We start from the raw sequence: 23,920 nt of genomic DNA on the forward strand, positions 1-23,920 counted from the left end.
TAAAGGTTCAAAAATTCTCAATCTTTCGAAGGCAGTATGCAGTAAAGTACTTTGATGGACGTTCCGATGAACCCGGTCTCGCTGCTCGAAAGCTTCTTCACCCGAAAGGCCGAGTTTGATATTTTCCCGGCCGGCTTCGACGATTGCCACGATCTTTCCCTGCTGCATGCCGAGCGTTTCTATCAAGGTTGGGGCGACGGCGAATTCCATTCCCTGATGAGCCAGTCCACGGTCTTTGGATATACCGCGCGGCCGAATAACGGCATTTCAGGACTTGGCGGTTTCGTGCTTGCCCGCGAAGCGGCAGGCGAAGCGGAAATCCTCACTGTCGCCGTCTCCAACAAATATCCACGTCAGGGCCTGGGCTGGCGGCTGATGCTGGCAGCCCTTCGCGAGACCCGCGACCGCGGCGCCGAAAGCATGTTCCTCGAAGTGGACGACGGCAACGTCGCCGCGCTCAACCTTTATCGCAAGCTCGGCTTCCGCAAGGTGGCCGAACGCAAGGGCTATTACGCCGCGGGCGAGGGCCAGAAGTCCACGGCGCTTGTCATGAGGCTTGATCTCCGTTAGAGCGCCTCATTGAGTTGGACGCCCGGGGAGCCATCGATGGCGGATATAACGCGCACGCTGATTGAACTTTGCGCCGAGCGCGGCCTCCGCATGACCGAGCAGCGCCGCGTTATCGCGCAGATTCTCCAGGATTCGTCCGACCATCCAGACGTCGAGGAACTGCATCGCCGCTCTTCGGCGATCGATTCGAAGATTTCCATAGCCACTGTCTATCGCACCGTAAAACTGTTCGAGGATGCCGGCATTATCGAGCGGCACGATTTCCGCGAGGGCCGCTCGCGCTACGAAACGGTTCCGGAAGAGCACCACGACCACCTCATCGACCTCAAGAGCGGCAAGGTTATCGAGTTCCATTCTGCCGAGATCGAGGCGCTGCAGGAAAAGATCGCCCGCGAGCACGGTTTCCGGCTGGTCGATCACCGGCTCGAACTCTACGGCATTCCCATCGTCAAGGATGAGACGTGATCACCTGGATCAGGATCGGCCTCGCCATTGCCGCCGTCCTGATCACCACGCTCGTCCTCCTGCCTATCCATCTTGTCTTCCTCTGGCTGGAACTGCCCTGGCGTAGCCGCCTGCCGCGTCTTTGGCACAAGGCCGCACTCTGGGCGATCGGCGTCAAGGTGCATGTCCATGGCGGGCCTGAACAGCGCCGGCCGCTGATGATTGCCGCCAACCATTCCTCCTGGCTCGACATCCTGGTCGTCGCCTCAGTCGTCGATGCAACCTTCGTCGCCAAGGCAGAGGTCAGGGACTGGCCGGTCTTCGGGCCGCTGGCGCGGCTGCAGCGCTCGATCTTCATCAAACGCGAGGAGCGCCGCCAGACCCGCGAGCAGGCCGACGAAATGGCCACGCGTCTCAACGCCGGCGAGACGGTCGTCCTTTTCCCTGAGGGCACTACCACCGACGGCAACCGGCTCAAGGAGATCAAGTCGTCGCTGTTTGCCGCGGCGACTTCGGCGGCACAGCACGCGCCGGGCGGCATCGTGCATGTGCAGCCGGTCGCGGTGACCTATACACGCATCCATGGCATGGCGATGGGCCACTATCATCGCCCGGTCGCGACCTGGCCCGGCGATGTCGAATTGCTGCCGCATCTGCTCGGCGTGCTCAGAACAGGTGCAATCGACGTCGAGGTCCGCTTCGGTGACACGGTGGAAGTCACGCGGGAGGCGAGCCGCAAGCATGTCAGCGCCTTCGTGCAGGAGCAGTTGCGCGGCATGCTGGAAAAGAGTCTGCGGGGGCGGTGAGCACCTTGCCTACAGCCGTTGAGTTCAGCCCCAAGATGCTCTAAAGAGCCGGGCATGAACGAACACGTGCCCAACAAGGATCTCCAGCCGCTTGCCAACAGCAAGAAGGTCTTCGTCAAGACCTATGGCTGCCAGATGAATGTCTATGACAGCCAGCGGATGACGGATTCGCTGGGTGAGAGCGGCTATATGCCGACCGATACGGTCGAAGACGCCGATCTGGTGCTGATCAACACCTGTCATATCCGCGAGAAGGCCGCCGAGAAGGTCTATTCGCAACTCGGGCGCCTGCAGAAGATGAAGCGCGCTCGCGCCAAGATCGGCCGCGACCTGATGGTCGGCGTCGCCGGCTGCGTGGCGCAGGCCGAAGGCAGCGAGATCATCCGCCGCGCACCCGTGGTCGATCTGGTGATCGGTCCCACCACCTATCACCGCCTGCCGGAAGCGCTCGAGCGCGCCAAGAGTGGCGAGAAGGTGGTCGAGACCGACTATGCCGTCGAGGACAAGTTCGAATACCTGCCGCAGATCAATCGCGAGAAGACCATCTCGCGCGGCGTCACCGCCTTCCTCACCGTGCAGGAAGGCTGCGACAAGTTCTGTACCTTCTGCGTAGTGCCTTATACGCGCGGCTCCGAGGTCTCGCGCCCGCTTACCCAGATTCTGACCGAAGCCCGCCGGCTGGTCGATGCCGGCGTCAAGGAAGTCACCTTGCTCGGCCAGAATGTGAATGCCTGGCACGGTCACGGCCCCGATGGCTCCGCCTGGGGTCTCGGCGAACTGCTCTATCATCTCGCCGAAATTGACGGCATCGAACGGCTGCGCTACACGACCAGTCATCCGCGCGACATGGACGACAGGCTGATCGAGGCGCATCGCGACTTGCCCAAGCTGATGCCCTATCTGCACCTGCCGGTGCAGGCCGGTTCCGACCGAATCCTCAAGGCGATGAACCGCAAGCACACCGCCGCCGAATATATCGCGCTGATCGAACGCATCCGTTCCGTCCGCCCCGACATGGCGATTTCGGGCGATTTCATCACCGGCTTTCCCGGCGAGACCGACGAAGACTTCGAAGCCACGATGCGGCTGGTCGAGACCGTGGGTTATGCACAGGCCTTTTCGTTCAAATATTCGCCCCGTCCCGGCACCCCCGGCGCCGATCTTCCCGACCATGTGCCGGAAGAGGTCAAGGCCGAGCGGCTCGAACGGCTGCAGGCCCTGCTGTTCAGCCAGCAGACCGCATTCCAGCAGTCGATGGCGGACCGCACATTCGATGTTCTGGTCGAGAAACCGGGCCGTTTCGAGGGCCAGATGGTGGGCCGGTCGCCCTGGCTTTTGCCTGTGATCATCGAAATGAAAAGCAATGACAATCTCAAAATTGGTGACATTATAAAGGTGCGAATCACCAAGGCAGGCACCAACAGCCTTCACGCCGAGACGGCATGATGCGCCGGCCCGCCGACACAAAGGAGCAAGGCGGTTTGAACAGACCCGAGTTGATGTCTAAAGAGCGCCAGCCCAGCAGGACAGACGCAAATCACTTTGTTCTAACCTTCGAAAACAACCGCCTCGCGAGTGAGCTGTTCGGCCAGTTCGACCAGAATCTCAAACTCATCGAAGATCGGCTCAAGATCGACGCCCGGGCACGCGGCAACACCGTGGCGATCTCGGGTGAACTGGGGGCGACCAACCTTGCCCGCCGCACGCTCGATTATCTCTACGACCGCCTGCAGAAGGGCAGCCCGATCGAGGCATCCGACGTCGAGGGCGCGATCCGCATGGCCCAGGCGGCCGACGACCAGCTCGTCTTCCCCGCGCTTGAAAAAAAGGCCAAGCTCTCGATGGGCCAGATTTCCACGCGCAAGAAAACCATTCACGCCCGCACACCCAACCAGGACGTCTATATGCGGGCGCTGGAGCGCTCAGAACTCGTCTTCGGCATTGGCCCGGCCGGTACCGGCAAGACCTATCTGGCGGTGGCGCATGCCGCCCAGCTGCTCGAACGCGGCGCTGTCGATCGCATCATCCTGTCGCGTCCGGCCGTCGAGGCCGGCGAGCGCCTGGGCTTCCTGCCCGGCGACATGAAAGAGAAAGTCGATCCCTATCTCCGTCCGCTCTATGACGCGCTCTACGACATGATGCCGGGCGACAAGGTCGAACGCGCCATCACCGCCGGGGTGATCGAGATCGCGCCGCTGGCCTTCATGCGCGGCCGTACGCTGGCCAACGCCGCCGTCATTCTCGACGAGGCGCAGAACACCACGGCCATGCAGATGAAGATGTTCCTGACCCGTCTGGGCGAGAACGGCCGCATGATCGTGACCGGCGACCCGAGCCAGATCGACCTGCCGCGCGGCGTCAAATCCGGGCTCGTCGAGGCGCTGGAAATCCTTGATGGCGTCGAGGGGGTTTCGATCGTCAAATTCAGGGATGTCGACGTCGTGCGCCACCCGATGGTCGCCCGCATCGTGCGCGCCTATGAAGCCGATGGTGCCGCGAAGACGATCGCCACCCAAGCGAACGTGTGATGTCTGACACTGCCACGAGACTGGACATCCAGCTGAGCGTCGAATCCGGCGGCTGGCCGGATGAGGATGCGCTCAATAGCTTTGCCGCCCGCGTGCTCGAACACACGGCAGGCTTCCTAGCTTCGAACACCGGACAGCCCTTTCCCGAGGGCGCTATCGAGATTTCACTGGTCTTCACAAGTGACGACGATATAAGGACGGTCAACGAGGCCTGGCGCGGCCAGGACAAGCCGACCAACGTCTTGTCCTTTCCCGCTTTTCCTCTGGCACCGGGCGGTCAGCCGGGGCCGATGCTGGGTGATATCATCATGGCCGAGGAAACATTGCGCCGCGAGGCCCTTGACCTTGGCATTCCATTTGATGATCATCTAACCCATCTACTGGTGCATGGCTTCCTTCATCTGTTCGGCTACGATCATATGACGGATGAGGAAGCGGCGGTCATGGAAGGCATGGAGACCCGCATTCTGGCGGAGATGGGCCTAGCCGATCCCTACGGGGAATGACCACAACGACAGTTGAGGCAATGAGCGAATATTCGACACGGTCGCATGATGCGGCAACAGAGCCATCGGCGCACAAATCGTCCGAGGATGGCACCAATTCCTCCAAAGGTGACAGTACCACCGCGCCCAGGCAATCGATCTGGGCAAAGGTAGCACGGCTCCTGAGGCCGCAGAACGCGTCGAGCTTCCGCGAGGATCTCGCTGACGTGCTCGCGACCGAAGAGAGCGCCGCGATCGGCTTTTCGCCGGTCGAGCGGGCGATGCTCAACAATATCCTGCGCTTTCGCGAGGTCCGCGTCGAGGATGTCATGGTGCCGCGCGCGGAGATCGAGGCGATCGACCAGGATACCAAGATCGGCGAGCTGATGATGCTGTTCCACGAGACCGGCCGTTCGCGCATGCCTGTCTATAACGAGACGCTCGACGATCCCAAGGGCATGGTCCACATCCGCGACCTGCTCGGATTCATGATCAAGGAAAGCCGCAACAAGCGCCGCGCCCAGACCAAGCCCACGCCACTGCCGCTGCCGGATGGCACGGCGGCACCCAGGGCGAGCAAGAGCAAGCCCTTCGACCTCTCCCGCGTCAATCCCGACACGACGATCGCGGAAGCCGGCATTCTCCGCCCGGTGCTCTTCGTGCCGCCCTCGATGCTGGCCTCCGAACTGATGGTCAAGATGCAGGCCGAGCGCATCCAGATGGCGCTGGTGATCGACGAATATGGCGGCACCGATGGCCTCGCCTCGCTCGAAGACATCGTCGAAATGCTGGTCGGCGACATCGAGGACGAGCATGACGACGAAGAGGCGATGTTCACCCGCCAGGCCGACGACGTGTTCATCGCCGATGCCCGGGTCGACCTCGATGAGATCGCAGCCGCGATCGGCCCCGATTTCGACATTGCCGAGCAGATCAAGGAAGTCGATACGCTGGGCGGCCTGATCTTCTCCGAACTCGGCCGGATTCCGGCGCGCGGCGAAGTCGTCCAGGCCGTGCCGGGCTTCGAATTCCACGTTCTCGACGCCGACCCCCGCCGCATCAAGAAGGTGCGCATCACGCGGAGCAGGGCGGCGTCGAAGAAGGCCAAGGCGCGGGAGGAGGCGGCGGCGCCGGATTCGGAAACGGGTTCGGGTATTTAAGTAATGCCCCGCCCCGAGCCCTCCCCACAAAGGGGAGGCAATCGCATATGGAATGCCGCCGGTCGCCGCGGACGCCCTCTTCTCCCCTTGGGGAGAAGTGCCGAGCGCATGCGAGGCGATGAGGGGTTCCCAAATTGTCGATGGCGCTTCGCGCAACCCCTCATCCGGCGCTACGCGCCACCTTCTCCCCAAGGGGAGAAGCGGGAGCAAGCCGCTTGCCCCGCCCACAGTTCCATACGTATTGCCCTCCCCTTTGTGAGGAGAGCGGGCGTGGTCTTTCTAAAATAGCTGATCTCCGTAGCCGGCTAACGATCCGTCCGGCAGCGCCGGACCAGCCACGACAGCGTCCTCACTGGCTATGACGGGCCTGAGCAACGGCCCCACTTTCAGCCAACCGATGATCTCGCCCCGACGGACATGACGCGGCCATGTCGGCTCCACCCTTTCCGCCGGATGCCACCAAAGAAACACGCCAGCCGCGTCGGCTAGTATTTCGGGGTGGTCCTGGACCGCCCGCTCCGTATCGAGCATGAGCTTGCCATCCGGCCCCTCATATTCCAGCGCGCCGATGCCGTGGCGGTTCATCAGGTCCAGGACGGTCTGGCGAAGGGCCTCGTTCATTTCGGCTCGACCTCGAAGAGCGCCGTGCCCGGTGATACCGAATCGCCATCCTTGAGCAGAATGCGCGCGATCACGCCGCCCGTGTCAGCCTCGACCGGGTTGAGCATCTTCATCGCCTCGATGATGGCAAGCTGCTGGCCGTCGCGGATTTCCGTGCCCTCGGTCACGAATGGCGGCGCACCCGGCGATGGCGAGCGATAAAAGGTGCCTGCCATGCCGGCGATGATGCGATGGCTGGTCGGCTCGTCGACCGGCGCATCGCGTGGCGGCTGCGGCATCGCCGCGACCGGCTCGGCCTCCTGAACTGCACCGCCGCTGCGCTTCTTGGCGAGCCGTATCCGCATGCCGCCTTCATTGACGTCGAGTTCCTGCAGGTCCGAGGCCTCCAGGAGCCGCATCAGCTTTTCGATCAGGGCCAGATCCATGCGTTCAGGCTCCGGCGAAGGATTTGACGGTGACGCCGGACGCTTCGAGCGAGGCCCTGAGCTTGCGCGCGATCTCGACCGCGTCTGATGTATCGGAATGAACGCAGATCGATTCGACGGGCGTCGGCAGCAATTTGCCCGATGCCGTGAGGACCCCGCCCTGTTCAAGCATGGCAAGGATACGGCGGGCGATATCATTGGCGTCGTGCAGCACCGCGCCGGGCAGCTTGCGATCGACGAGAAAACCCTCGTCCGTATAGGCGCGGTCGGCGAAGATCTCGGACTTCTTCTCCAGTCCCATCTCGCCGGCGAGCCTATCCATTTCGCCCAAGGCGATCGTCAGGCAGATCAGCTTCGGATTGACGGCCTTGATCGCTCGCAACGCGGCCATCGCGACGTCCCTGTTCTGCTGACCGAGATTGCCGAGCGCTCCATGCAGCTTGACAAACGTCAGCTTATGGCCGGCATACGCCGCCATCGCCTCGGCGGCGCCGATCTGGTAGGCGATCAGCCGCTCGGTCTCGCCCATCGTGAATGGCATGTTGCGGCGCCCGAAGCCGAAGAGATCCGGGTAGCCCGGATGCGCCCCGACCGCGACGCCCCTAGTCTTGGCCTCACCGAAGGTCTTCGCCATGACCTCGGGGTCGCCGGCATGCATGCCGCAGGCGATGTTGGCGGAGGTGACGATATCGAGCATCGCCGCATCGTCGCCCATTTTCCAAGGACCAAAACCCTCGCCCATGTCGGAATTCAGATCGACCGTCAGCGTCATCACTTGCACCTCGTTTCGATCCAATCTCTAATCCGCTTTCGGCCGCTCTTCAATTCGCCGGAGAAAAACTTGCATGGTCTTTGCAAGCGCATTGAACTGATATATCAGATATCGAGTCCATATGGAAACTGACATGTTGCATGGGGAAACCGAGCTGCGTCTATCGCATGAAGGCACGGGCGCCATCCTGCTGGATGGGGCGGGTGCGGTGTTCGACGATTCCGTGCAGAAGAAGGTCTGGCGGCTGGCGCGCGATCTCAAGTTCATGCATGGCGTGCTCGAAACGGTGCCGGGGATGAACAACCTGATGGTCGTGTTCGATCCCCTGATGCTCGACGCTTATGTGGTCGAGATGGCGATGCGCGACCTGTGGGAAGCGTCTGCACGAGGCGATAGCACAGGCCGCATCGTCGATGTGCCCGTATTCTATGGCGGCGCGGATGGCGTGGATCTCGAAGATTTCGCGTCCGCCAAGTCATTGAGCGTTGATGAGGTGACCCAGCGCCACACGGCGCCGCTCTATTCCGTCGCTGCCGTCGGCGCGATGCCGGGCTTCGTCTATCTCTCCGGTCTCGATCCCACGCTGGCCGCACCGCGTCTTGCCAATCCGCGCCAGGGCGTGCCCAAGGGCTCCGTCATCATCGGCGGCGGCCAGACCGGCATCATGCCGATCACCGCACCGTCCGGCTGGCACATTCTCGGCCGAACGCCGCTCGATCTCTTCGACCCGAACCGCGCCCGTCCCGCGCTGTTCGCGCCCGGCGACCAGATACGCTTCGTCGCGGAGCGCCAGATATGATCGAAATCCTCACATCGGGCCTGATGAATTCGGTACAGGACCTCGGCCGACCGGGTTTCCTCGACCAGGGCATAGGCCGCGGCGGTGCAATGGATCGGCCCGCGCTCCGGATCGCCAATCTCCTACTCGGCAATGATGAGGGCGCGGCGGCAATCGAAATCACCATCTTCCCATTCCGGATGAAATTCATTGAGCCGGCTAAATTTTCAGTGACCGGCGCAAGTTGCCCAGGCACTCTGAACGGCAGCCCGATCCCGCCCTGGTGGGCGCAGACGGCCAATGTCGGTGACGAACTCCGGCTCGACCCGCCATCCGAAGGTTCGCGCGCCTATGTCGCGCTCGGCGGCGGCATTGATCTCCCCCAGGTTCTCGGATCACGCGCCACCGATCTCAAGAGCACCTTTGGTGGCCATGAGGGCCGTGCTCTGGTGCGGGGCGATACGCTGGCGACTGGCTCCCTCTTCTCCCCAGCGGGGAGAAGTGCCGAGCGTATGCGAGGCGATGAGGGGGCTTCGGTCACCCCCTCACCCGGCGCTTCGCGCCACCTTCTCCCCGCTGGGGAGAAGAGGGAGCCAGCGGGCCATGGCGCCGATCCCTTCTATTTCCGCGAATGCCTGGGCGGTTCGGCCTCGAGCGAAGCGCTGACGTTGCGGGTGATGCCGGGCGCGGAGTTCGAAGCCTTCACCGAAGCGGCGCGGGAAATTTTCCTCTCCACCGATTACACCGTTTCGGCCGACAACAACCGACAGGGCATGCGGCTCGAAGGCCCCGCTCTCGCGCTGACCTCCAAGCTCGAACTCATGTCGCATGGCATCATGCCGGGCACGATCCAGGTGCCGCCTTCCGGGGCGCCGGTCATCCAACTCGCGGAGGCCAATACCTGCGGCGGCTATCCGAAATTCGCCCATGTCATCGAGCCCGATCTGTGGAAGCTGGCGCAGGCGCCGTCGGGGGCCATCATGCGTTTCGTCAGGATTGATCGCGACGCGGCAATCGAAGCGATCCGTGCGGAAGAACTCAAGCTGCGGCGGCTCAAGAATCTCATGCCGGCGCTGGCCGCGCGAAAAGCAGGATAAGACATGCAGGCAACGCATCCAATCATCGTCGTGGGCGCCGGGCTGGCCGGCGTTGCCATTGCGCGGGAACTTGCGGCACGCGGCGAGAGGGTGATCCTGCTCGACAAAGGTGAGCCCGGTCGTGGCACGTCCTTCGGCAACATGGCGAGCATTGCGGTCAACGGCTTCGATGCCGCCTCACGCCCTTCGACCTGGAAGAAGCTGCCGTTTTGGATGGTGAATCCGCAGGCGCCGGTAACGGCGGACCCGCTGTATGCCATCAAGATGCTCCCGTGGTTCCTCCGTTTCCTGGCCGCTGGCCGGCCGAGGCGCATCCGCGAAATCGAGGACGCCGGCGCCAGCCTCGCCACCCGCGCACTTGGCGATATCCGGAACCTGCTCGGCCAGATGGCTGCGCCGGACCTGCTGAGCGACGCGACCTGCCTGCAGCTTTACGAAACCGAGAAGGCATTCCAGGACGGCCGCGACAATCTCGAATTGATGGACCGCTACGGCCTGAAATACGAGGTTCTGACCGGGGCGGCACTCCGCGAGCGCGAACCGCTGCTCAACCCCGCGATCCTCAAGGCGGTGCTGCTGCCGCAGAACCATTTCATCACCGACCCCTACCGCTATGTCTCGGCAATCGTCGCCGACATGCAGAAGCACGGCGGCGAACTGCTGACGGGCGAACTGGCTCGCGTCGAGCACGATGAGAGGGGCGTGACGGCCGCTATCCTCAAGGACGGCCGGCGGATCGAGACCGATCGCGTCGTCATCGCCATGGGCATGCAGACGGCCGATATTTCGAAGGCGCTGGACGAGCCGATCCCGCTGGAAACCGAGCGCGGCTACCACACCCAGATCATGGCGCCGGGTGGCGCGGTGGGGCTCAGATATTCGCTGATCTGGCCGGAGCGCGCCTTCATGGTCACGCCGACAGCCGGCGGCATCCGCGTCGGCGGGTCCGTCGAAATGGCGGGACTTACCTGCGCGCCCAACTGGCGGCGCGCACGCATCCTGGTCGAGCACGCGAAGTTCGCCCTACCATCGCTTGATGTGGAAGACACGTCCGAATGGATGGGACATCGGCCGGCAACACCGGATACGATCCCCGTTCTCTCGGCTTCGGCGAAGACTAAGGGGCTCTACTATTCGACCGGTCATGGCCATCTCGGCCTGACCTATTCGGCCACGACGGGTATCGTGATGGCCGACATGATCATGGGCCGGACGCCGCCCGTGGACATGACGCCTTTTCGCATCGATCGTTTTTGAGGACTGACGGCATGAGATGGAAGCGGACGATCCAACTGGTGGATGTGCATTGCGAGGGCGAGATCGGCCGCGTCGCGACCGGCGGCGTGCCCAATATTCCCGGCAAAACGATTGCGGAACAGCTGAACCATATCAACACGGTGGACGATTCGCTCCGCCGCTTCCTGTGCCTGGAGCCGCGTTCCGGCCCGCTCGGCTCAGCCAACTTGCTGGTGCCGCCCCGGCGTGAAGGCGCGGATGCCGGCTTCATCATCCTGCAGGCCGATCAGGCGCATGCCATGTCCGGTTCCAATGCCATCTGTGTCACGACCGCGCTGCTCGAGACCGGCATGGTCGAGATGAAGGAACCCGAAACGGTGGTCATGCTCGATACGGCGTCCGGCCTCGTCAAGGCAACCGCCGCATGCCGTGACGGACGCTGCGAGAGCGTCACACTCACCATGCCGCCCTCCTTCGTCCATGAACTCGATCTGGAAGTGACGATCGAGAGCCTCGGCACGATCAAGGTGGATATCTGCTACGGCGGCATCTTCTACGCACTGGTCGATGCCTCCGCGATCGGCACATCGATCAGCAAGGCCAATGCCCGTACGCTGGTCGAAGCCGGCATGAAGATCAAGGCGGAGCTCAACCGAAGCCTTGAGGTCGTGCATCCGGAGATCCCCGAAATCAGGGGCATCTCCTATGTCATGTTCCGCAGCGAGGAGCCGGATGGCGCGGTGCGTACCTGTACGACGATGTGGCCCGGCCGTGTCGATCGCTCGCCCTGCGGCACGGGCAGCTCCGCCAACCTGGCAACGCTCTATGCGCGCGGCAAGGCCAAGGTCGGCGACGTGCTGACATCGCGCTCGACGATCGGCACGGAGTTCAAGGTCGCGCTCAGCGGTGTCACCGAAATCGCGGGCAGGCCGGCGATCATTCCCACCATTACCGGCCGCGCCTGGACCTTCGGCCTGACGCAAATGGCGCTCGATCCCTTCGACCCGACCGCCGAGGGCTTCGCCGTGACCGATGTCTGGGGTCCGGAGGCAGGGGAAATTCGCTGACGAGGTGTCGTTGTCCTGAAACAGCGCCTTGTTACCAGCGGAACAACAATCCGCTGTCCAGGCGCGATAATAGACCCAAGTCCGGAAAGACATACCGAATACGCGCCTTGCAAAAGACGTCAGTTGGAATAGTCTTTCATAAATCGTTTCAGGAGGCTCAGAGCCATGAGCGGCATCAAGACATTTTATATCGGCACAGGTCTCACCCGCCGGCAGACGCTCGGGTTTGCCGCAGCGCTGGCAATTTCGCCGGCCTTCCCGTCATTCGCCTCCGACGAGATCGGCAAGGTGGTCGATGCCAAGGGCGAGGTGATGAAGACCCAGAACGACATCGAGACCGCGATCCGCACCGGCGCGCCGCTGGCCAACAACGATCTCGTCGCCACCGGCGCCAAGAGCTTTGCTTCCATGACGCTCGGTTCCGACACCAAGATCCTGATGGGCGAGAACACGGAGGTCCTGCTCGACAGCTTCCTTGCCGAACAGGGCGGCGTGCTGGAACTCGTGTCCGGCGACATGGTTTTCGACCGGCCCGAAGGCACGCCGAAGATCGACCTGACGATCCGCACCACGTTCGGCCAGATCGGCGTGCGCGGCACCAAGTTCTTCACCGGCAAGAGCCGTGGCAATTTCGCGGTTTTCGTCGAGCATGGCCTGGTCGAGGTCAAGAGCGGCAAGACGCTGCGCAAGGTCGGCGCGGGCGAGGGTGTCGATATCGCAACCGACGCCAAGACCCGTTCCCTGTTCGGTGGCGACATGTCCGATACAAAGAAATGGGGCAAGGGCCGCATCGAGGAAGCCTACAAAGCCGTCGGCCTGATGTAAGCGTTCAATCCAAAGAACATAGAAGAGCACGATGGCCGGTTTTCCGGCCATTTCTGTTTTCGGTATATCAATTCCAAGAATCGAACCCCAGATAAAGCAAGACCGTCATGGCCGGAGGGCGGTGCCATGACGGTCTTCTTATAAAGCGGAACAAAGATAAGGGGCGTCTTTGTTTCCGCATCTCCGGGCCGGCGGGGGACGGGCCTGATCCCGGATCGTGGTGGTCAAGGGGCGACGACCACCATTAATAGATATTTGGTGCTTCAAATGTGGCATTTCAATGAATGGGCAAAGCCCCAACTGTTAAAAAACGTTAATGTGAAGACCGCGTGATGGTGCGTCTTCTTCAGGTGTTTAAGACTTCTCTAATTTTTGATTTCAACGTCCCCGTGTGAGACAGTAAAATACTGCGCACGGCTGCCGAGTGCGTCGAAAAGATGGCTGTCGGTGCCGGTCATGAAGGTCTGGCCGCCGAGATCGTCTATCAGGTCGAAGAGGGCCTCGCGCCGCGCCTGGTCGAAATGGGCGGCAATTTCGTCGAGCAGCAATATCGGCGCGAAGCCTGTCATGTTGGCGGTCAGGCGCGCATGCGCTAGGATCAGTCCGGTGAGCAAGGCCTTCTGCTCGCCGGTCGAGCAGCGCGCCGCATCCATGTTCTTGGCGACGTGGGTGACGATCAGGTCCGTACGGTGCGGCCCGTCTAGCGTACGCCCTGCCGCCTGGTCGCGGTAGCGGGTCTCCTCCAGCATCGCCCGATATCGGTCTTCGAGATCGATGGCCGCGGAGTTCTGTGTGTCATCAAGGAAACCAGTGAGTGCGAGACCGGCAGCCGGAAAGGCACCCGCTGCCGCACCGTGACCGCCGAGCCTGGTCAGCAGCCCCAGCATTTCCGATCGCGCCATGGCCATGGCAACGCCGAGGCTGGCCATCTGCTGCTCGATGCCGGACAGCCAGGTTCCGTCATGGCGGCGCTCTTCCAACAGCCGGTTGCGCATCTTCATCGCTTTTTCGAAATCCGCCGCCCGGCGCCCGTGGGCAGGGTCGAGCGAGAGCACAAGACGGTCGAGGAAGCGCCGCCGGTCGGAAGCCGGACCGGTGAACAGCCCGTCCATGGCAGGCGTCAGCCACAGCACCCGGAGATGATCGAGCAGTTCGTCGGCGGATTTCACCTCGGTACCATTGATGCGGACCTTGCGGGTACCGGCCTCGCCGGGATTGATGCCGGTCCCGATCTCCACTTCACCATCCATGCCGTCGAGCCGGGTGAAGATCGAAAAGCCCCGGTCCATGCCTTCCTTGGCCGCATCGGCATAGACGGCGCGGCGCAATCCGCGCCCGGGCGACAGGAACGACAGCGCCTCCAGCAGGTTGGTCTTGCCGGACCCGTTGTCGCCGGTCAGCACGACGTGACGTCCGTCAAAGCCGAGCGACGCCTCCGCATAGTTGCGGAAAGCGGTCAGTGTAATGCTTTGGATGGTGACTTTGCCGGGCATGAAATCGCGTCGCGGGAGGAGGCCCCGATCCTAAAGAAGTTCGTGACCGGATGGAAGGCCGAAGCCGCAATAGCCTGCTTCGCGCCATTGCGGAACACATGCGTCCCTAAAAACGACAGATAGGTCAAATTTTAGCGATTGGTTTGAGAGGGCCTTAGCGGGTCGTCGGTAGATTGGTGTCATCGGCGGAGAGAATATCCGGATAACAGGAGCCTCCGCCCCAACCAATCGGCACCAGGCCCGGCAACAAAGGGCAGGCCGGAAAACGGGGATGACTGAGATGTTTCGCAAGCTTATCGTCGCGGTTCTCGCGGCTCTGACATTCACCGCGGCAAGCGTGCCCGAGGCCAATGCCTGGAACCTCGGTTCCCGCTCGCGCCACCAGCGCGCCGAGATGGCCGCCGCCCCGCTCGCCTTCCAGCTGTTCTGCCTCAAGAACCCGAGCGAATGCCGCAAGTCGCGCCGCTCGGTGGTCACCTACACGCCGAAGATCCGGGCGCTTCTCGTGTCGGTCAATGCCCAGGTCAACCGTTCGATCCGCCCGCGCCGCGAGCGTGGCGACACATGGTCGATCAATCCGGCCTACGGCGATTGCGACGACTATGCGATGACCAAGCGCCACAAGCTGATCCGCGCCGGCGTGCCGGCCTCGGCCCTGAAGATCGCCGTTGTCCGCACCCGCCGCGGCGAAGGCCATGCCATCCTGATCGTCAAGACCACGTCGGGCGAATTCGCGCTCGACAATATCCGCAAGTCGATCGTCCGCCGCTCGCGGACCGGCTACCGTTTCGAAAAGCTGGTGTGACCTCAAAGCGCGTGTGACCGACCGGGGCTGCGCGTTCAAGCGGCCCTGACCCCCGGCACGCGCCGGCCAGCGCGCTGCAGACCGGCGCCAACCAACAGCCTCACCGCCCATCACCTCACCGCCCACCACCTCACCGTCAGTCTCCGCGTCCCCGGAGACTGATCATCCTCCCCGGCGGCAACGCCGGGGCTTTTTGGTGTTCTCAAGCTCTCTAGATTTGCCCGACCCAGGCGCGGGCAATGGCAAGGCCCGCCTTGTCTGCAATGACGCCATCGGTTGCGGCATGCTTGTCATAGTCAGCGAGCCAGCCCGGCATTGTCCGCTCGATCGTCTCGGCAAATCCACGATTCCAGTCCTCGACCACCTGGCGGTTCGCCTCGAAATGGAATTGCATGCCATAGGACGCCCGGCCGATCCGGAAGCACTGGTTGGCGACATCGGGATTGGTCGCCAGATGGATCGCGTCTTCCGGCAGCGTGAATGTGTCGCTGTGCCATTCGAAGATCGGAAACTCGGCATCGATCGCCGACAGCACCGGATCTTGAGCCGCAGCCTCGGTCCTCGCCACGCGATGCCAGCCGAATTGCCGCGCTTGGCCCAGAATATTGGTGCCGCCATGGGCGCGGGCAAGCAGCTGGCTGCCGAGGCAGATGCCGAGCACCGCCTTGTCGTCGTCGCCGAAGCATTTCATCAGCCGCGCGAGTTCCGGCAGATAGGGATGGATATGGTCGTCGATGGCGCTCTGCTCGCCGCCCAGCACCACCATGCCGTCGAAACCGTCGCTCGCGGCGGGAAGCGGTTCGGCATTCCAGGGCCGGACCCAGACCTGTTCGGCGTCCGCCTCTTCAAGGGCAATGCCGACCTGCCCGAGGGATGTCTTATGGAGATTTTCGACGATGAGTATGCGCATGAAATCACTTTATGAAGGGCCTTCGCTGACCATATCCGAGCGGAAGGAAAAGCCAAGACGTGCCCCCCGCGAATTTTGCGGGACCCCTTCCAATTTTCGGGTTGCGGCCTATGATCCGCGCGGAAAATTCCGGGAGCCAACCGATCCATGAGCAAGAGAGTGAGCCGCCTCGACGACGCAGCCCGTGCGGGCTGGCTCTACTATGTCGCCGGCAATACCCAGGACCAGATCGCCGCCAAGCTCGGCGTGTCCAGGCAATCGGCCCAGCGCCTCGTCTCGCTCGCTCGTTCCGAGGGTCTGGTGCGCGTGCAGATCGACCATCCGATCGCCAATTGTCTCGAGCTGTCCGACGCCCTGAGGGAGAGGTTCGGGCTGAAATTCGTCGATGTCGTGCCAACCGATCCTGGGTCCGATTCCACCATCACAGGCGTGGCCGAGGCGGCGAGCGCCGAGATGGAGCGGTGGCTGAAGCGCGAGGAGCCGGTGCTGATCGCGGTCGGTACGGGCCGCACGCTGAAGGCCGCCGTCGAACTGCTGCCGCGCATGGATTGCCGCCACCACAGGGTCGTGTCGCTGACCGGCAATATCGCGCCCGATGGCTCCGCCGCGTATTACAACGTCGTCTTCACCATGTCGGACTCGGTCAATGTCCGCTCCTTCCCGATGCCGCTGCCCGTTATCGCCAGTTCGCGCAGCGAGCGGGAAATGCTGCATGCCCAGGCGATGATCAAGCCGACGCTGGCGCTCGCCGCGCGTGCCGATGTCACCTTCGTCGGCATCGGCGATTTCACCGAGGATGCGCCGCTCTATGTCGATGGTTTCATCACATCGGCCGAACTGGCGGCACTGAGAAGTGCCGGTGCCGCCGGCGAGATCGTCGGCTGGTCGTTCGACAGTGACGGCAAGATGATCCAGGGGATCACCAATGAGCGGGTGGCTTCGTCGCCGATCCCACCGCGCGAAACCTCGCTGGTCATCGCCGCCGCCAAGGGGCACCGCAAGTTCCCCGGCATATCGGGCGCCTTGCGCGGCAACCTGATCAACGGCCTCATCACCGATGAGGAAACTGCCGAGCATCTGCTCAAGACGGCCTGATCTTCTTTCAATTCCTGCAACCTTTCGGCCTGCCGGCATTTCAGCCGTTGCGGGACTGTTTTTGTTTCTCCTGAAAGAACATTGCTGCGCTGCGGCAACGAATTCCGCTTGACACATTCGCGAATGCTCGGGTAAATGCCCATGAGCATAGCATTTGCTCATTTTTCTTCTGGGAGGAAGATCTCATGAACTTGAAGACCTTCTTGCTGGGCGCGAGCACAGCAATCGCCATATCAGGCATGGCCAACGCCGAAACCATCACCATCGCGACCGTCAACAATGGCGACATGGTCCGTATGCAGAAGCTGACGGACGATTTCACCAAGGCAAATCCCGACATCCAGCTTGAATGGGTGACGCTCGAGGAGAACGTGCTGCGTGAGCGCGTGACTACCGACATCGCCACCAAGGGCGGCCAATACGACGTGATGACGATCGGTACCTATGAAGTTCCGATCTGGGCCAAGCAGAGCTGGCTCCTACCGCTCGACAATCTCGGCGCCGACTACGACGTCGACGATATCCTGCCGGCCATCCGCGGCGGTCTTTCCGCCGACGGCAAGCTCTATGCCGCGCCGTTCTACGGCGAAAGCTCGATGGTCATGTACCGCAAGGACCTCATGGAAAAGGCAGGGCTGACCATGCCCGACGCCCCGACATGGGAATTCATTGCGGATGCGGCCCGCAAGATGACCAATCGTGACGAAGGCATCAACGGCATCTGCCTGCGCGGCAAGGCCGGCTGGGGCGAGAACATGGCGTTCCTGACCGCCATGTCCAACTCGTTCGGCGCACGCTGGTTCGATGAAAGCTGGAAGCCCCAGTTCGATTCACCGGAATGGAAGACGACGCTCGATACCTATGTCAAGCTGATGAACGATGCCGGTCCGCAGGGCGCTTCGTCCAACGGCTTCAACGAAAATCTCGCACTCTTCCAGCAGGGCAAGTGCGGCATGTGGATCGATGCCACCGTGGCTGCTTCCTTCGTTTCCAACCCGAAGGACTCGACGGTTGCCGACAAGGTCGGCTATGCACTGGCGCCCGATAACGGGCTCGGCAAGCGTGGCAACTGGCTCTGGGCATGGACGCTGGCCATTCCGGCCGGGACGCAGAAGGCCGCTTCGGCCGAGAAGTTCATCGCCTGGGCAACCTCGAAGCACTATCTCGAAATCGTCGCCGCCAAGGAAGGTTGGGCCAACGTTCCTCCGGGCACGCGCACCTCGCTTTACAACAACCCGGAATACCAGAAGGCTGCTCCCTTCGCGAAGATGACGCTCGACAGCATCAACTCCGCCGATCCGACCAAGCCGACTGTCAAGCCGGTGCCTTACGTGGGCGTGCAGTTCGTGGCCATTCCTGAATTCCAGGGTCTTGGTACCACTGTCGGCCAGCTCTTCTCGGCGGCACTTGCCGGCCAGATGAGCACCGATGAAGCGCTGAAGCAGGCGCAGGATGCCGCCACGGCAACCATGACCGAAGGCGGATATATCCAGTAATCGTCTCCCAAGGACGTTTGGCTGCCCGGCCTGGTCGGGCGGCCTCTTTCAAGAACTTTCCACGCGTCGCCATCGATGCGTGCCTGTGCGATAACTCCAAGAACAAACGCTTTGATCAAGAAGTAGGCTGGTGCTGTCTCTCCCGCTTGCGGGAACCTGTCGCAGGACCGTAAATGGGAGGAGGATTGGAATGGCTACGCAACAAACCCGCTCGCTTGCCCGCGCCATGCTGGCGCCGTCCGTCGGGCTGCTGCTGATCTGGATGGCGGTGCCGCTGGCGATCACGCTGTGGTTCTCCTTCCAGCAATATAATCCCCTCAGCCCGATGCGCGATGGCTTTGTCGGGTTCTCCAATTACCTGCTGTTCTTCAACAATCCCGCCTTCCTGTGGTCGATCCTCAATACGCTCACGATCGTGGCGAGCGCGCTTGCCATCACCCTCGTCGGCGGCATCCTGCTCGCACTGCTGCTCGACCAGCCGATGTGGGGTCAGGGTATCGTCCGCATTCTCGTGATCTCGCCGTTCTTCGTCATGCCGCCGGTGGCCGCACTTGTCTGGAAGAACATGATCATGCATGCCCAATATGGCGTGATCTCCGATCTTCTGCGCTCCATCGGCCTCAGTCCCATCGACTGGTTCGGGCGGTTCCCGCTATTGTCGATCATCATCATTGTCGCCTGGCAATGGCTGCCCTTCGCCACGCTGATCCTGCTCACCGCGCTGCAATCGCTCGATGGCGAGCAGAAGGAAGCGGCCGAGATGGATGGCGCGAATTTTCTCAACCGTTTCGTTTATTTGACACTGCCGCATCTCGCCCGCGCCATCACCGTGGTGATCCTGATCCAGACGATCTTCCTGCTCTCGGTCTATGCGGAAATCCTGGTTACGACCAATGGCGGCCCCGGCTACGCATCCACCAACCTGCCGTTCCTCGTCGCCCAGAAGGCGACCCTCGAATTCAAGATCGGCCAAGCTTCGGCCGGCGGCATCATCGCAGTCATCCTCGCCAACATCGTCGCCTTCTTCGCGATGCGGGCGGTTGGGAAGAACCTCGACCGATAGGAGCGCATCATGGCACGAGCTGTTTCCACCAGGCGTACCGCAGCCGTCACCGTCGCGGCGTGGGCTATCGCCTTACTGATCTTCTTTCCGATCCTCTACACGATCATAACGAGCTTCAAGTCGGAGCAGGAAGCGATCCAGGGCTTCAACCTGATCCCGTCCTTTACGATGGAGAGCTATTATGACGTCCAGAGCCAGTACAACTACTTCAGGCCTTTCCTGAATTCGGTGATTCTGGCGCTCGGCTCCACGGTGCTTGCGCTGCTGGTCGCCGTGCCCGCGGCCTGGTCGATGGCTTTCGCGCCGACGCGCCGGACCAAGGACATCCTGATGTGGATGCTCTCCACCAAGATGATGCCGGCCGTGGCGGTGCTGTTTCCGATCTACATGATCTTTCGCGACCTTGGCCTGCTCGACAGCCGCATCGGCCTGACCATCATGCTGATGCTGATCAACCTGCCGATCGTGATCTGGATGCTCTACACTTACTTCCGCGAAATTCCGGGCGAGATCCTGGAGGCTGCGCGGATGGACGGGGCTTCGCTCTGGGGTGAGATCTATTACGTGCTGCTGCCGATGGCGGTGCCGGGCATCGCCTCGACAATGCTGCTCAACATCATCCTCGCCTGGAACGAAGCGTTCTGGACGATCCGCCTGACCACGACGAACGCAGCGCCACTGACCACGTTCATAACTTCGTTCTCGAGCCCTCAGGGCTTGTTCTGGGCGAAACTCAGTGCAGCCTCGACACTCGCGATCGCACCGATCCTGATCATGGGCTGGTTCAGCCAGAAGCAGCTGGTGCGTGGCCTGACATTCGGCGCCGTGAAATAAGAAACTCCGGGAGGGTAAAATGGGAAATATTCAGCTCAGACAAGTCAACAAGTCCTTCGGCGCGACGCAGGTTATTCCCGGCATCGACCTGACCATCAACGAAGGCGAGTTCGTGGTGTTCGTCGGCCCGTCGGGCTGCGGCAAGTCCACGCTGCTGCGCCTGATCGCGGGGCTCGAGGACACGACATCCGGCACGATCGAGATCGACGGCCGCAATGTCACCGGCGAGGCTCCGGCCAAGCGCAAGCTCGCCATGGTATTCCAGTCCTATGCGCTCTATCCGCATATGAGCGTGCGCAAGAACATCGCCTTTCCGCTGAAGATGGCGAAGATGGATCAATCTGCCATCGACAAGAAGGTCGAGGATGCGGCACGCGTGCTCAACCTCACCAACTATCTCGAACGCCGGCCCGGCCAACTCTCCGGCGGCCAGCGCCAGCGTGTCGCGATCGGCCGCGCCATCGTCCGCGAACCCTCGGCCTTCCTGTTCGACGAGCCGCTCTCCAACCTGGATGCGGCGTTGCGCGGCAACATGCGGCTCGAAATCTCGGAACTGCATCACCAGCTCAAGACGACGATGATCTACGTCACCCACGACCAGGTCGAGGCGATGACCATGGCCGACAAGATCGTGGTGCTCAATGCCGGCAATATCGAGCAGGTCGGTTCGCCGATGGAACTCTATCACAAGCCGGACAATGTCTTTGTCGCGGGCTTCATCGGTTCGCCGAAGATGAACCTGGTCTCCGGCGACATCGCCAAGCCCTATGGCGCGGCGACGATCGGTGTCCGGCCCGAACATCTCGGCATCTCCAAGACCGAGGGCACCTGGAGCGGCATTGCGGGCGTGACGGAACATCTCGGTTCGGATACTTTCATCCACGTCAAGACCGACAAGGCGGGCGTCATTACCGTGCGCGCGCCCGGCGAGACCGACATCCGCTTCGACGACAAGGTCTATCTCACGCCGGACGCAAGCCGCGTCCACAAGTTCGACGACAGGGGGCTCGCGATCCGATGAAACGCCTCGACGGCAAATCCGCGCTGATCACCGGATCGGCGCGGGGGATCGGCCGGGCCTTCGCGGAAGCCTATATCCGCGAGGGCGCGAAGGTGGCGATCGCCGATATCGACATCGAGCGTGCGAGCCATACAGCCTCCGATCTCGGGCCGTCAGCCTATGCGATACGACTTGACGTGACCGACCAGGACTCCATCGATGCCGCGATCGTCTCGGTCGAGGACAAGACCGGCGGTCTCGATATCCTGATCAACGGTGCCGCGCTATTCGATCTCGCGCCGATCACCGACATCACGCGCGAGAGCTACGAGAGGCTGTTTGTTATCAACGTATCGGGCACGCTGTTCATGATGCAGGCTGCGGCCAAGACCATGATCAAGCGCGGCAAGGGCGGCAAGATCATCAACATGGCGAGCCAGGCGGGACGCCGGGGCGAGGCTCTGGTCGCCGTCTATTGCGCCACCAAGGCCGCCGTCATCTCACTGACGCAGTCGGCCGGGCTCAACCTGATCCAGCACGGCATCAACGTCAACGCCATCGCGCCCGGCGTGGTGGATGGCGAGCACTGGGAACACGTCGACGCATTGTTTGCGAAATACGAGAACCGTCCGCTTGGCGAGAAGAAACGGCTCGTCGGCGAGGCCGTGCCCTTCGGGCGCATGGGCCGGCCGGATGACCTGACCGGAATGGCAGTCTTCCTCGCCTCGTCCGAAGCCGATTATATCGTCGCCCAGACCTACAATGTCGATGGCGGCAACTGGATGAGCTAGCTCGTCCGATTTGCATAAGGAACGTATGCCATGAGTACGAAACTCTCGCTCGCCAATCTCGGCGCCATTTCCGCGACGGCCGCGATCCCGGCCTATCAGCGCGGCGATCTGAAGGCCGGTATCGTTCACTTCGGCATCGGCAATTTCCACCGGGCGCATCAGGCGGTCTATCTCGACGACCTGTTCAACACCGGCCGCGACCGCGATTGGGCGCTCATCGGCGCCGGCGTGACGGCCTATGACGGCGCCATGCGCGACAAGCTCAAGGGTCAGGATTACCTGACCACGGTTGTCGAGCAGGATGTCGGCAAGTCGGCCGCGCGCGTCACCGGCGCGATGATCGACTTCCTCGATCCCGCCGACCGCGGCGCCATTATCGAAAAGCTCGCCGATCCATCGATCCGCATCGTCTCGATGACGATCACCGAAGGCGGCTATTTCATCAATCCGGCATCCGGAAAATTCGATCCGGAACATCCGGCCATCGTTGCGGACGCGAAGAACCCGTCGGACCCGAAGACCGTGTTCGGCATCATCCTCGCAAGCCTGAAACTCCGCCGCGATCGCGGCATCGTGCCCTTCACGGTGATGTCCTGCGACAACATTCCCGGCAATGGCCATGTCACCGAGCATGCCGTCGTCGGCCTTGCCCGGCTCGCTGATGACACTGCTTTCGGCGAGTGGATCGCCAACAACGTCTCGTTCCCCAATTCCATGGTCGACCGCATCACGCCGGCCACCGGCGCGCGCGAGATCAGCCATTGCGACGAGACCTTCGGCATCGCGGATGCCTGGCCGGTCTATTGCGAGGAATTCAAGCAATGGGTGATGGAGGACAAGTTCACCGCAGGACGGCCGGCGCTGGAGGATGTCGGCGTCACCTTCGTCGATGATGTCGCACCCTTCGAGCTGATGAAGATCCGCATCCTCAACGGCGGGCATGCGACGATCGCCTATCCCGGCGCGCTGCTCGACATCCATTTCGTCCATGAGACGATGGAGGATCCTGACATCCGCGGCTTTCTCGCCAAGCTCGAAAAGACTGAAATCATTCCCTGCGTGCCGCCGGTGCCGAACACCGATATCCAGGACTATTTCAAGCTGATCGAGCGGCGCTTCGCCAATCCGAAGATCGGCGATACGGTGGCGCGGCTTGCACAGGACGGCTCGAACCGGCAGCCGAAATTCATCCTGCCCTCGACCTCCGACCGGCTCGCCAAGGGCCAGGATGTCCAGGGCCTGGCACTGGTCTCGGCGCTCTGGTGCCGCTATTTCGAGGGCAAGTCGGATTCCGGCAAGACAATCGAATTCAACGATGCCAGCGCCGGCCGGCTGCACGAGGCTGCAATGAAATCACGCGAGGACCCCCTCGCCTTCCTCGAACTCAAGGACATCTTTGGCGATGTCGGGACCTCGCCCATATTCCAGAAGCGTTTTGCCGAGGCGCTGGCGTCGCTCCATTCGAGGGGCACACGGGCGACGCTGAAGGCCTATATCGACGGAAACCTGGCTTAGTTTGGAGCCATGACCTCCCGCGCCCCAACCCTCCCGCTTCTCCGGCGCCACCACGGCTTGCAGAGAAGTGTCGGGCGCGGTAAGGCGATGAGGGGCAAGCGCTT

General features: G+C 62.2%; 25 protein-coding genes. 20 read left to right on the plus strand and 5 right to left on the minus strand.

What is annotated here, in order from left to right; genetic code table 11:
* The first annotated feature begins 66 nt into the window (after window positions 1-66).
* Genes ACSQ26_RS23055 through ACSQ26_RS23085 form a run of 7 tightly spaced genes read left to right on the plus strand, consistent with a single transcriptional unit; the run spans window position 67 to window position 5,993 of the window.
* On the plus strand, window positions 67-570 hold the full coding sequence (locus tag ACSQ26_RS23055) for a GNAT family N-acetyltransferase (protein ID WP_436013039.1): 504 nt from the start codon (window positions 67-69) through the stop codon (window positions 568-570).
* Window positions 571-606: 36 nt separating this feature from the next.
* Window positions 607-1,035, plus strand: coding sequence for a Fur family transcriptional regulator (locus ACSQ26_RS23060; RefSeq protein WP_436013041.1), 429 nt, complete (start codon window positions 607-609; stop codon window positions 1,033-1,035).
* On the plus strand, window positions 1,032-1,820 hold the full coding sequence (locus ACSQ26_RS23065) for a lysophospholipid acyltransferase family protein (RefSeq protein WP_436013043.1): 789 nt from the start codon (window positions 1,032-1,034) through the stop codon (window positions 1,818-1,820). The genes ACSQ26_RS23060 and ACSQ26_RS23065 overlap by 4 nt, the downstream gene beginning before the upstream one ends.
* A 54-nt stretch (window positions 1,821-1,874) precedes the next feature.
* A complete protein-coding gene (gene miaB, locus ACSQ26_RS23070) occupies window positions 1,875-3,266 on the plus strand; it encodes a tRNA (N6-isopentenyl adenosine(37)-C2)-methylthiotransferase MiaB (RefSeq protein ID WP_436013045.1) in 1,392 nt (463 codons plus the stop codon).
* A gap of 53 nt (window positions 3,267-3,319) precedes the next feature.
* Window positions 3,320-4,348: a PhoH family protein gene (locus tag ACSQ26_RS23075; protein WP_436015427.1), complete on the plus strand. Its 1,029-nt coding sequence runs from the start codon at window positions 3,320-3,322 to the stop codon at window positions 4,346-4,348.
* Window positions 4,348-4,854 carry an rRNA maturation RNase YbeY gene (gene ybeY / locus ACSQ26_RS23080; RefSeq protein WP_436013047.1) on the plus strand — a complete coding sequence of 169 codons (507 nt, stop codon included), beginning with the start codon at window positions 4,348-4,350 and terminating at the stop codon, window positions 4,852-4,854. Before ACSQ26_RS23075 ends, ybeY begins: the two co-directional genes overlap by 1 nt.
* A gap of 20 nt (window positions 4,855-4,874) precedes the next feature.
* Complete coding sequence (locus ACSQ26_RS23085) at window positions 4,875-5,993, plus strand: hemolysin family protein (RefSeq protein ID WP_436015429.1); 1,119 nt, start codon at window positions 4,875-4,877, stop codon at window positions 5,991-5,993.
* 279 nt (window positions 5,994-6,272) lie between these two features.
* On the opposite strand, the gene ACSQ26_RS23090 is transcribed toward ACSQ26_RS23085, so the two are convergent.
* Genes ACSQ26_RS23090 through ACSQ26_RS23100 form a run of 3 tightly spaced genes read right to left on the minus strand, consistent with a single transcriptional unit; the run spans window position 6,273 to window position 7,811 of the window.
* Complete coding sequence (locus ACSQ26_RS23090) at window positions 6,273-6,614, minus strand: hypothetical protein (protein ID WP_436013049.1); 342 nt, start codon at window positions 6,612-6,614, stop codon at window positions 6,273-6,275.
* Window positions 6,611-7,039 (minus strand): acetyl-CoA carboxylase biotin carboxyl carrier protein, encoded by a 429-nt coding sequence (locus tag ACSQ26_RS23095; protein WP_436013051.1) that lies wholly within the window; start codon window positions 7,037-7,039, stop codon window positions 6,611-6,613. The genes ACSQ26_RS23090 and ACSQ26_RS23095 overlap by 4 nt, the downstream gene beginning before the upstream one ends.
* A 4-nt stretch (window positions 7,040-7,043) precedes the next feature.
* Window positions 7,044-7,811, minus strand: a complete 768-nt coding sequence (locus ACSQ26_RS23100) for a LamB/YcsF family protein (protein ID WP_436013053.1) — start codon at window positions 7,809-7,811, stop codon at window positions 7,044-7,046.
* Window positions 7,812-7,944: 133 nt separating this feature from the next.
* Between ACSQ26_RS23100 and pxpB the strand changes: the two genes are divergently transcribed.
* The 5 genes from pxpB to ACSQ26_RS23125 all read left to right on the plus strand — a co-directional run bounded on the left by pxpB (window position 7,945) and on the right by ACSQ26_RS23125 (window position 12,814).
* Entirely contained in the window at window positions 7,945-8,610 is a 666-nt protein-coding gene (pxpB, locus tag ACSQ26_RS23105) for a 5-oxoprolinase subunit PxpB (RefSeq protein ID WP_436013055.1), read from the plus strand.
* The gene (locus ACSQ26_RS23110; protein ID WP_436013057.1) at window positions 8,607-9,686 is read left to right on the plus strand and encodes a biotin-dependent carboxyltransferase family protein; all 1,080 of its coding nucleotides are present in this window, start codon (window positions 8,607-8,609) and stop codon (window positions 9,684-9,686) included. The genes pxpB and ACSQ26_RS23110 overlap by 4 nt, the downstream gene beginning before the upstream one ends.
* 3 nt (window positions 9,687-9,689) lie before the next feature.
* Complete coding sequence (locus tag ACSQ26_RS23115) at window positions 9,690-10,943, plus strand: NAD(P)/FAD-dependent oxidoreductase (RefSeq protein WP_436013059.1); 1,254 nt, start codon at window positions 9,690-9,692, stop codon at window positions 10,941-10,943.
* An 11-nt stretch (window positions 10,944-10,954) separates the two neighbouring features.
* Entirely contained in the window at window positions 10,955-11,989 is a 1,035-nt protein-coding gene (locus ACSQ26_RS23120; RefSeq protein ID WP_436013061.1) for a proline racemase family protein, read from the plus strand.
* Window positions 11,990-12,154: 165 nt separating this feature from the next.
* The gene (locus ACSQ26_RS23125) at window positions 12,155-12,814 is read left to right on the plus strand and encodes a FecR family protein (RefSeq protein WP_436013063.1); all 660 of its coding nucleotides are present in this window, start codon (window positions 12,155-12,157) and stop codon (window positions 12,812-12,814) included.
* 365 nt (window positions 12,815-13,179) lie between these two features.
* Here ACSQ26_RS23125 and recF read toward each other — a convergent pair whose 3' ends face one another.
* Window positions 13,180-14,307 (minus strand): DNA replication/repair protein RecF, encoded by a 1,128-nt coding sequence (gene recF, locus ACSQ26_RS23130; RefSeq protein WP_436013065.1) that lies wholly within the window; start codon window positions 14,305-14,307, stop codon window positions 13,180-13,182.
* Between the two features lie 271 nt (window positions 14,308-14,578).
* On the opposite strand from recF, the gene ACSQ26_RS23135 reads away from it, so the two are divergent.
* Window positions 14,579-15,112, plus strand: coding sequence for a transglutaminase-like cysteine peptidase (locus tag ACSQ26_RS23135; protein ID WP_436013067.1), 534 nt, complete (start codon window positions 14,579-14,581; stop codon window positions 15,110-15,112).
* Window positions 15,113-15,323: 211 nt separating this feature from the next.
* On the opposite strand, the gene ACSQ26_RS23140 is transcribed toward ACSQ26_RS23135, so the two are convergent.
* On the minus strand, window positions 15,324-16,022 hold the full coding sequence (locus ACSQ26_RS23140; protein WP_436013069.1) for a type 1 glutamine amidotransferase: 699 nt from the start codon (window positions 16,020-16,022) through the stop codon (window positions 15,324-15,326).
* A 147-nt stretch (window positions 16,023-16,169) separates the two neighbouring features.
* On the opposite strand from ACSQ26_RS23140, the gene ACSQ26_RS23145 reads away from it, so the two are divergent.
* From ACSQ26_RS23145 to ACSQ26_RS23175, 7 genes are all read left to right on the plus strand, one after another.
* Entirely contained in the window at window positions 16,170-17,117 is a 948-nt protein-coding gene (locus tag ACSQ26_RS23145) for a sugar-binding transcriptional regulator (RefSeq protein ID WP_436013071.1), read from the plus strand.
* A 185-nt stretch (window positions 17,118-17,302) separates the two neighbouring features.
* A complete protein-coding gene (locus ACSQ26_RS23150; protein ID WP_436013073.1) occupies window positions 17,303-18,613 on the plus strand; it encodes an ABC transporter substrate-binding protein in 1,311 nt (436 codons plus the stop codon).
* Window positions 18,614-18,803: 190 nt separating this feature from the next.
* On the plus strand, window positions 18,804-19,676 hold the full coding sequence (locus ACSQ26_RS23155; RefSeq protein WP_436013075.1) for a carbohydrate ABC transporter permease: 873 nt from the start codon (window positions 18,804-18,806) through the stop codon (window positions 19,674-19,676).
* Between the two features lie 9 nt (window positions 19,677-19,685).
* A complete protein-coding gene (locus tag ACSQ26_RS23160) occupies window positions 19,686-20,510 on the plus strand; it encodes a carbohydrate ABC transporter permease (RefSeq protein WP_436013077.1) in 825 nt (274 codons plus the stop codon).
* Window positions 20,511-20,529: 19 nt separating this feature from the next.
* Window positions 20,530-21,531, plus strand: a complete 1,002-nt coding sequence (locus ACSQ26_RS23165; RefSeq protein ID WP_436013079.1) for an ABC transporter ATP-binding protein — start codon at window positions 20,530-20,532, stop codon at window positions 21,529-21,531.
* A complete protein-coding gene (locus ACSQ26_RS23170; protein ID WP_436013081.1) occupies window positions 21,528-22,301 on the plus strand; it encodes an L-iditol 2-dehydrogenase in 774 nt (257 codons plus the stop codon). Before ACSQ26_RS23165 ends, ACSQ26_RS23170 begins: the two co-directional genes overlap by 4 nt.
* Window positions 22,302-22,331: 30 nt before the next feature.
* Entirely contained in the window at window positions 22,332-23,816 is a 1,485-nt protein-coding gene (locus ACSQ26_RS23175) for a mannitol dehydrogenase family protein (protein ID WP_436013083.1), read from the plus strand.
* Window positions 23,817-23,920 lie beyond the last annotated feature (104 nt).

The organism is Rhizobium sp. LjRoot254 (assembly GCF_964254105.1).
Lineage (GTDB): Bacteria > Pseudomonadota > Alphaproteobacteria > Rhizobiales > Rhizobiaceae > Rhizobium_E.

Coding starts and splice junctions, on each gene's coding strand:
- ACSQ26_RS23095 (WP_436013051.1), bottom strand. CDS start 7,039: ATGGATCTGGCCCTGATCGAAAAGCTGATGCGGCTCCTGGAGGCCTCG.
- ACSQ26_RS23085 (WP_436015429.1), top strand. CDS start 4,875: ATGAGCGAATATTCGACACGGTCGCATGATGCGGCAACAGAGCCATCG.
- ACSQ26_RS23140 (WP_436013069.1), bottom strand. CDS start 16,022: ATGCGCATACTCATCGTCGAAAATCTCCATAAGACATCCCTCGGGCAG.
- ACSQ26_RS23165 (WP_436013079.1), top strand. CDS start 20,530: ATGGGAAATATTCAGCTCAGACAAGTCAACAAGTCCTTCGGCGCGACG.
- ACSQ26_RS23145 (WP_436013071.1), top strand. CDS start 16,170: ATGAGCAAGAGAGTGAGCCGCCTCGACGACGCAGCCCGTGCGGGCTGG.
- ACSQ26_RS23175 (WP_436013083.1), top strand. CDS start 22,332: ATGAGTACGAAACTCTCGCTCGCCAATCTCGGCGCCATTTCCGCGACG.
- ACSQ26_RS23090 (WP_436013049.1), bottom strand. CDS start 6,614: ATGAACGAGGCCCTTCGCCAGACCGTCCTGGACCTGATGAACCGCCAC.
- ACSQ26_RS23100 (WP_436013053.1), bottom strand. CDS start 7,811: ATGACGCTGACGGTCGATCTGAATTCCGACATGGGCGAGGGTTTTGGT.
- ACSQ26_RS23170 (WP_436013081.1), top strand. CDS start 21,528: ATGAAACGCCTCGACGGCAAATCCGCGCTGATCACCGGATCGGCGCGG.
- ACSQ26_RS23120 (WP_436013061.1), top strand. CDS start 10,955: ATGAGATGGAAGCGGACGATCCAACTGGTGGATGTGCATTGCGAGGGC.
- ACSQ26_RS23135 (WP_436013067.1), top strand. CDS start 14,579: ATGACTGAGATGTTTCGCAAGCTTATCGTCGCGGTTCTCGCGGCTCTG.
- ACSQ26_RS23125 (WP_436013063.1), top strand. CDS start 12,155: ATGAGCGGCATCAAGACATTTTATATCGGCACAGGTCTCACCCGCCGG.
- ACSQ26_RS23075 (WP_436015427.1), top strand. CDS start 3,320: ATGTCTAAAGAGCGCCAGCCCAGCAGGACAGACGCAAATCACTTTGTT.
- miaB (WP_436013045.1), top strand. CDS start 1,875: ATGAACGAACACGTGCCCAACAAGGATCTCCAGCCGCTTGCCAACAGC.
- ACSQ26_RS23055 (WP_436013039.1), top strand. CDS start 67: ATGAACCCGGTCTCGCTGCTCGAAAGCTTCTTCACCCGAAAGGCCGAG.
- ACSQ26_RS23115 (WP_436013059.1), top strand. CDS start 9,690: ATGCAGGCAACGCATCCAATCATCGTCGTGGGCGCCGGGCTGGCCGGC.
- recF (WP_436013065.1), bottom strand. CDS start 14,307: ATGCCCGGCAAAGTCACCATCCAAAGCATTACACTGACCGCTTTCCGC.
- pxpB (WP_436013055.1), top strand. CDS start 7,945: ATGTTGCATGGGGAAACCGAGCTGCGTCTATCGCATGAAGGCACGGGC.
- ACSQ26_RS23160 (WP_436013077.1), top strand. CDS start 19,686: ATGGCACGAGCTGTTTCCACCAGGCGTACCGCAGCCGTCACCGTCGCG.
- ACSQ26_RS23110 (WP_436013057.1), top strand. CDS start 8,607: ATGATCGAAATCCTCACATCGGGCCTGATGAATTCGGTACAGGACCTC.
- ACSQ26_RS23155 (WP_436013075.1), top strand. CDS start 18,804: ATGGCTACGCAACAAACCCGCTCGCTTGCCCGCGCCATGCTGGCGCCG.
- ACSQ26_RS23150 (WP_436013073.1), top strand. CDS start 17,303: ATGAACTTGAAGACCTTCTTGCTGGGCGCGAGCACAGCAATCGCCATA.
- ybeY (WP_436013047.1), top strand. CDS start 4,348: ATGTCTGACACTGCCACGAGACTGGACATCCAGCTGAGCGTCGAATCC.
- ACSQ26_RS23060 (WP_436013041.1), top strand. CDS start 607: ATGGCGGATATAACGCGCACGCTGATTGAACTTTGCGCCGAGCGCGGC.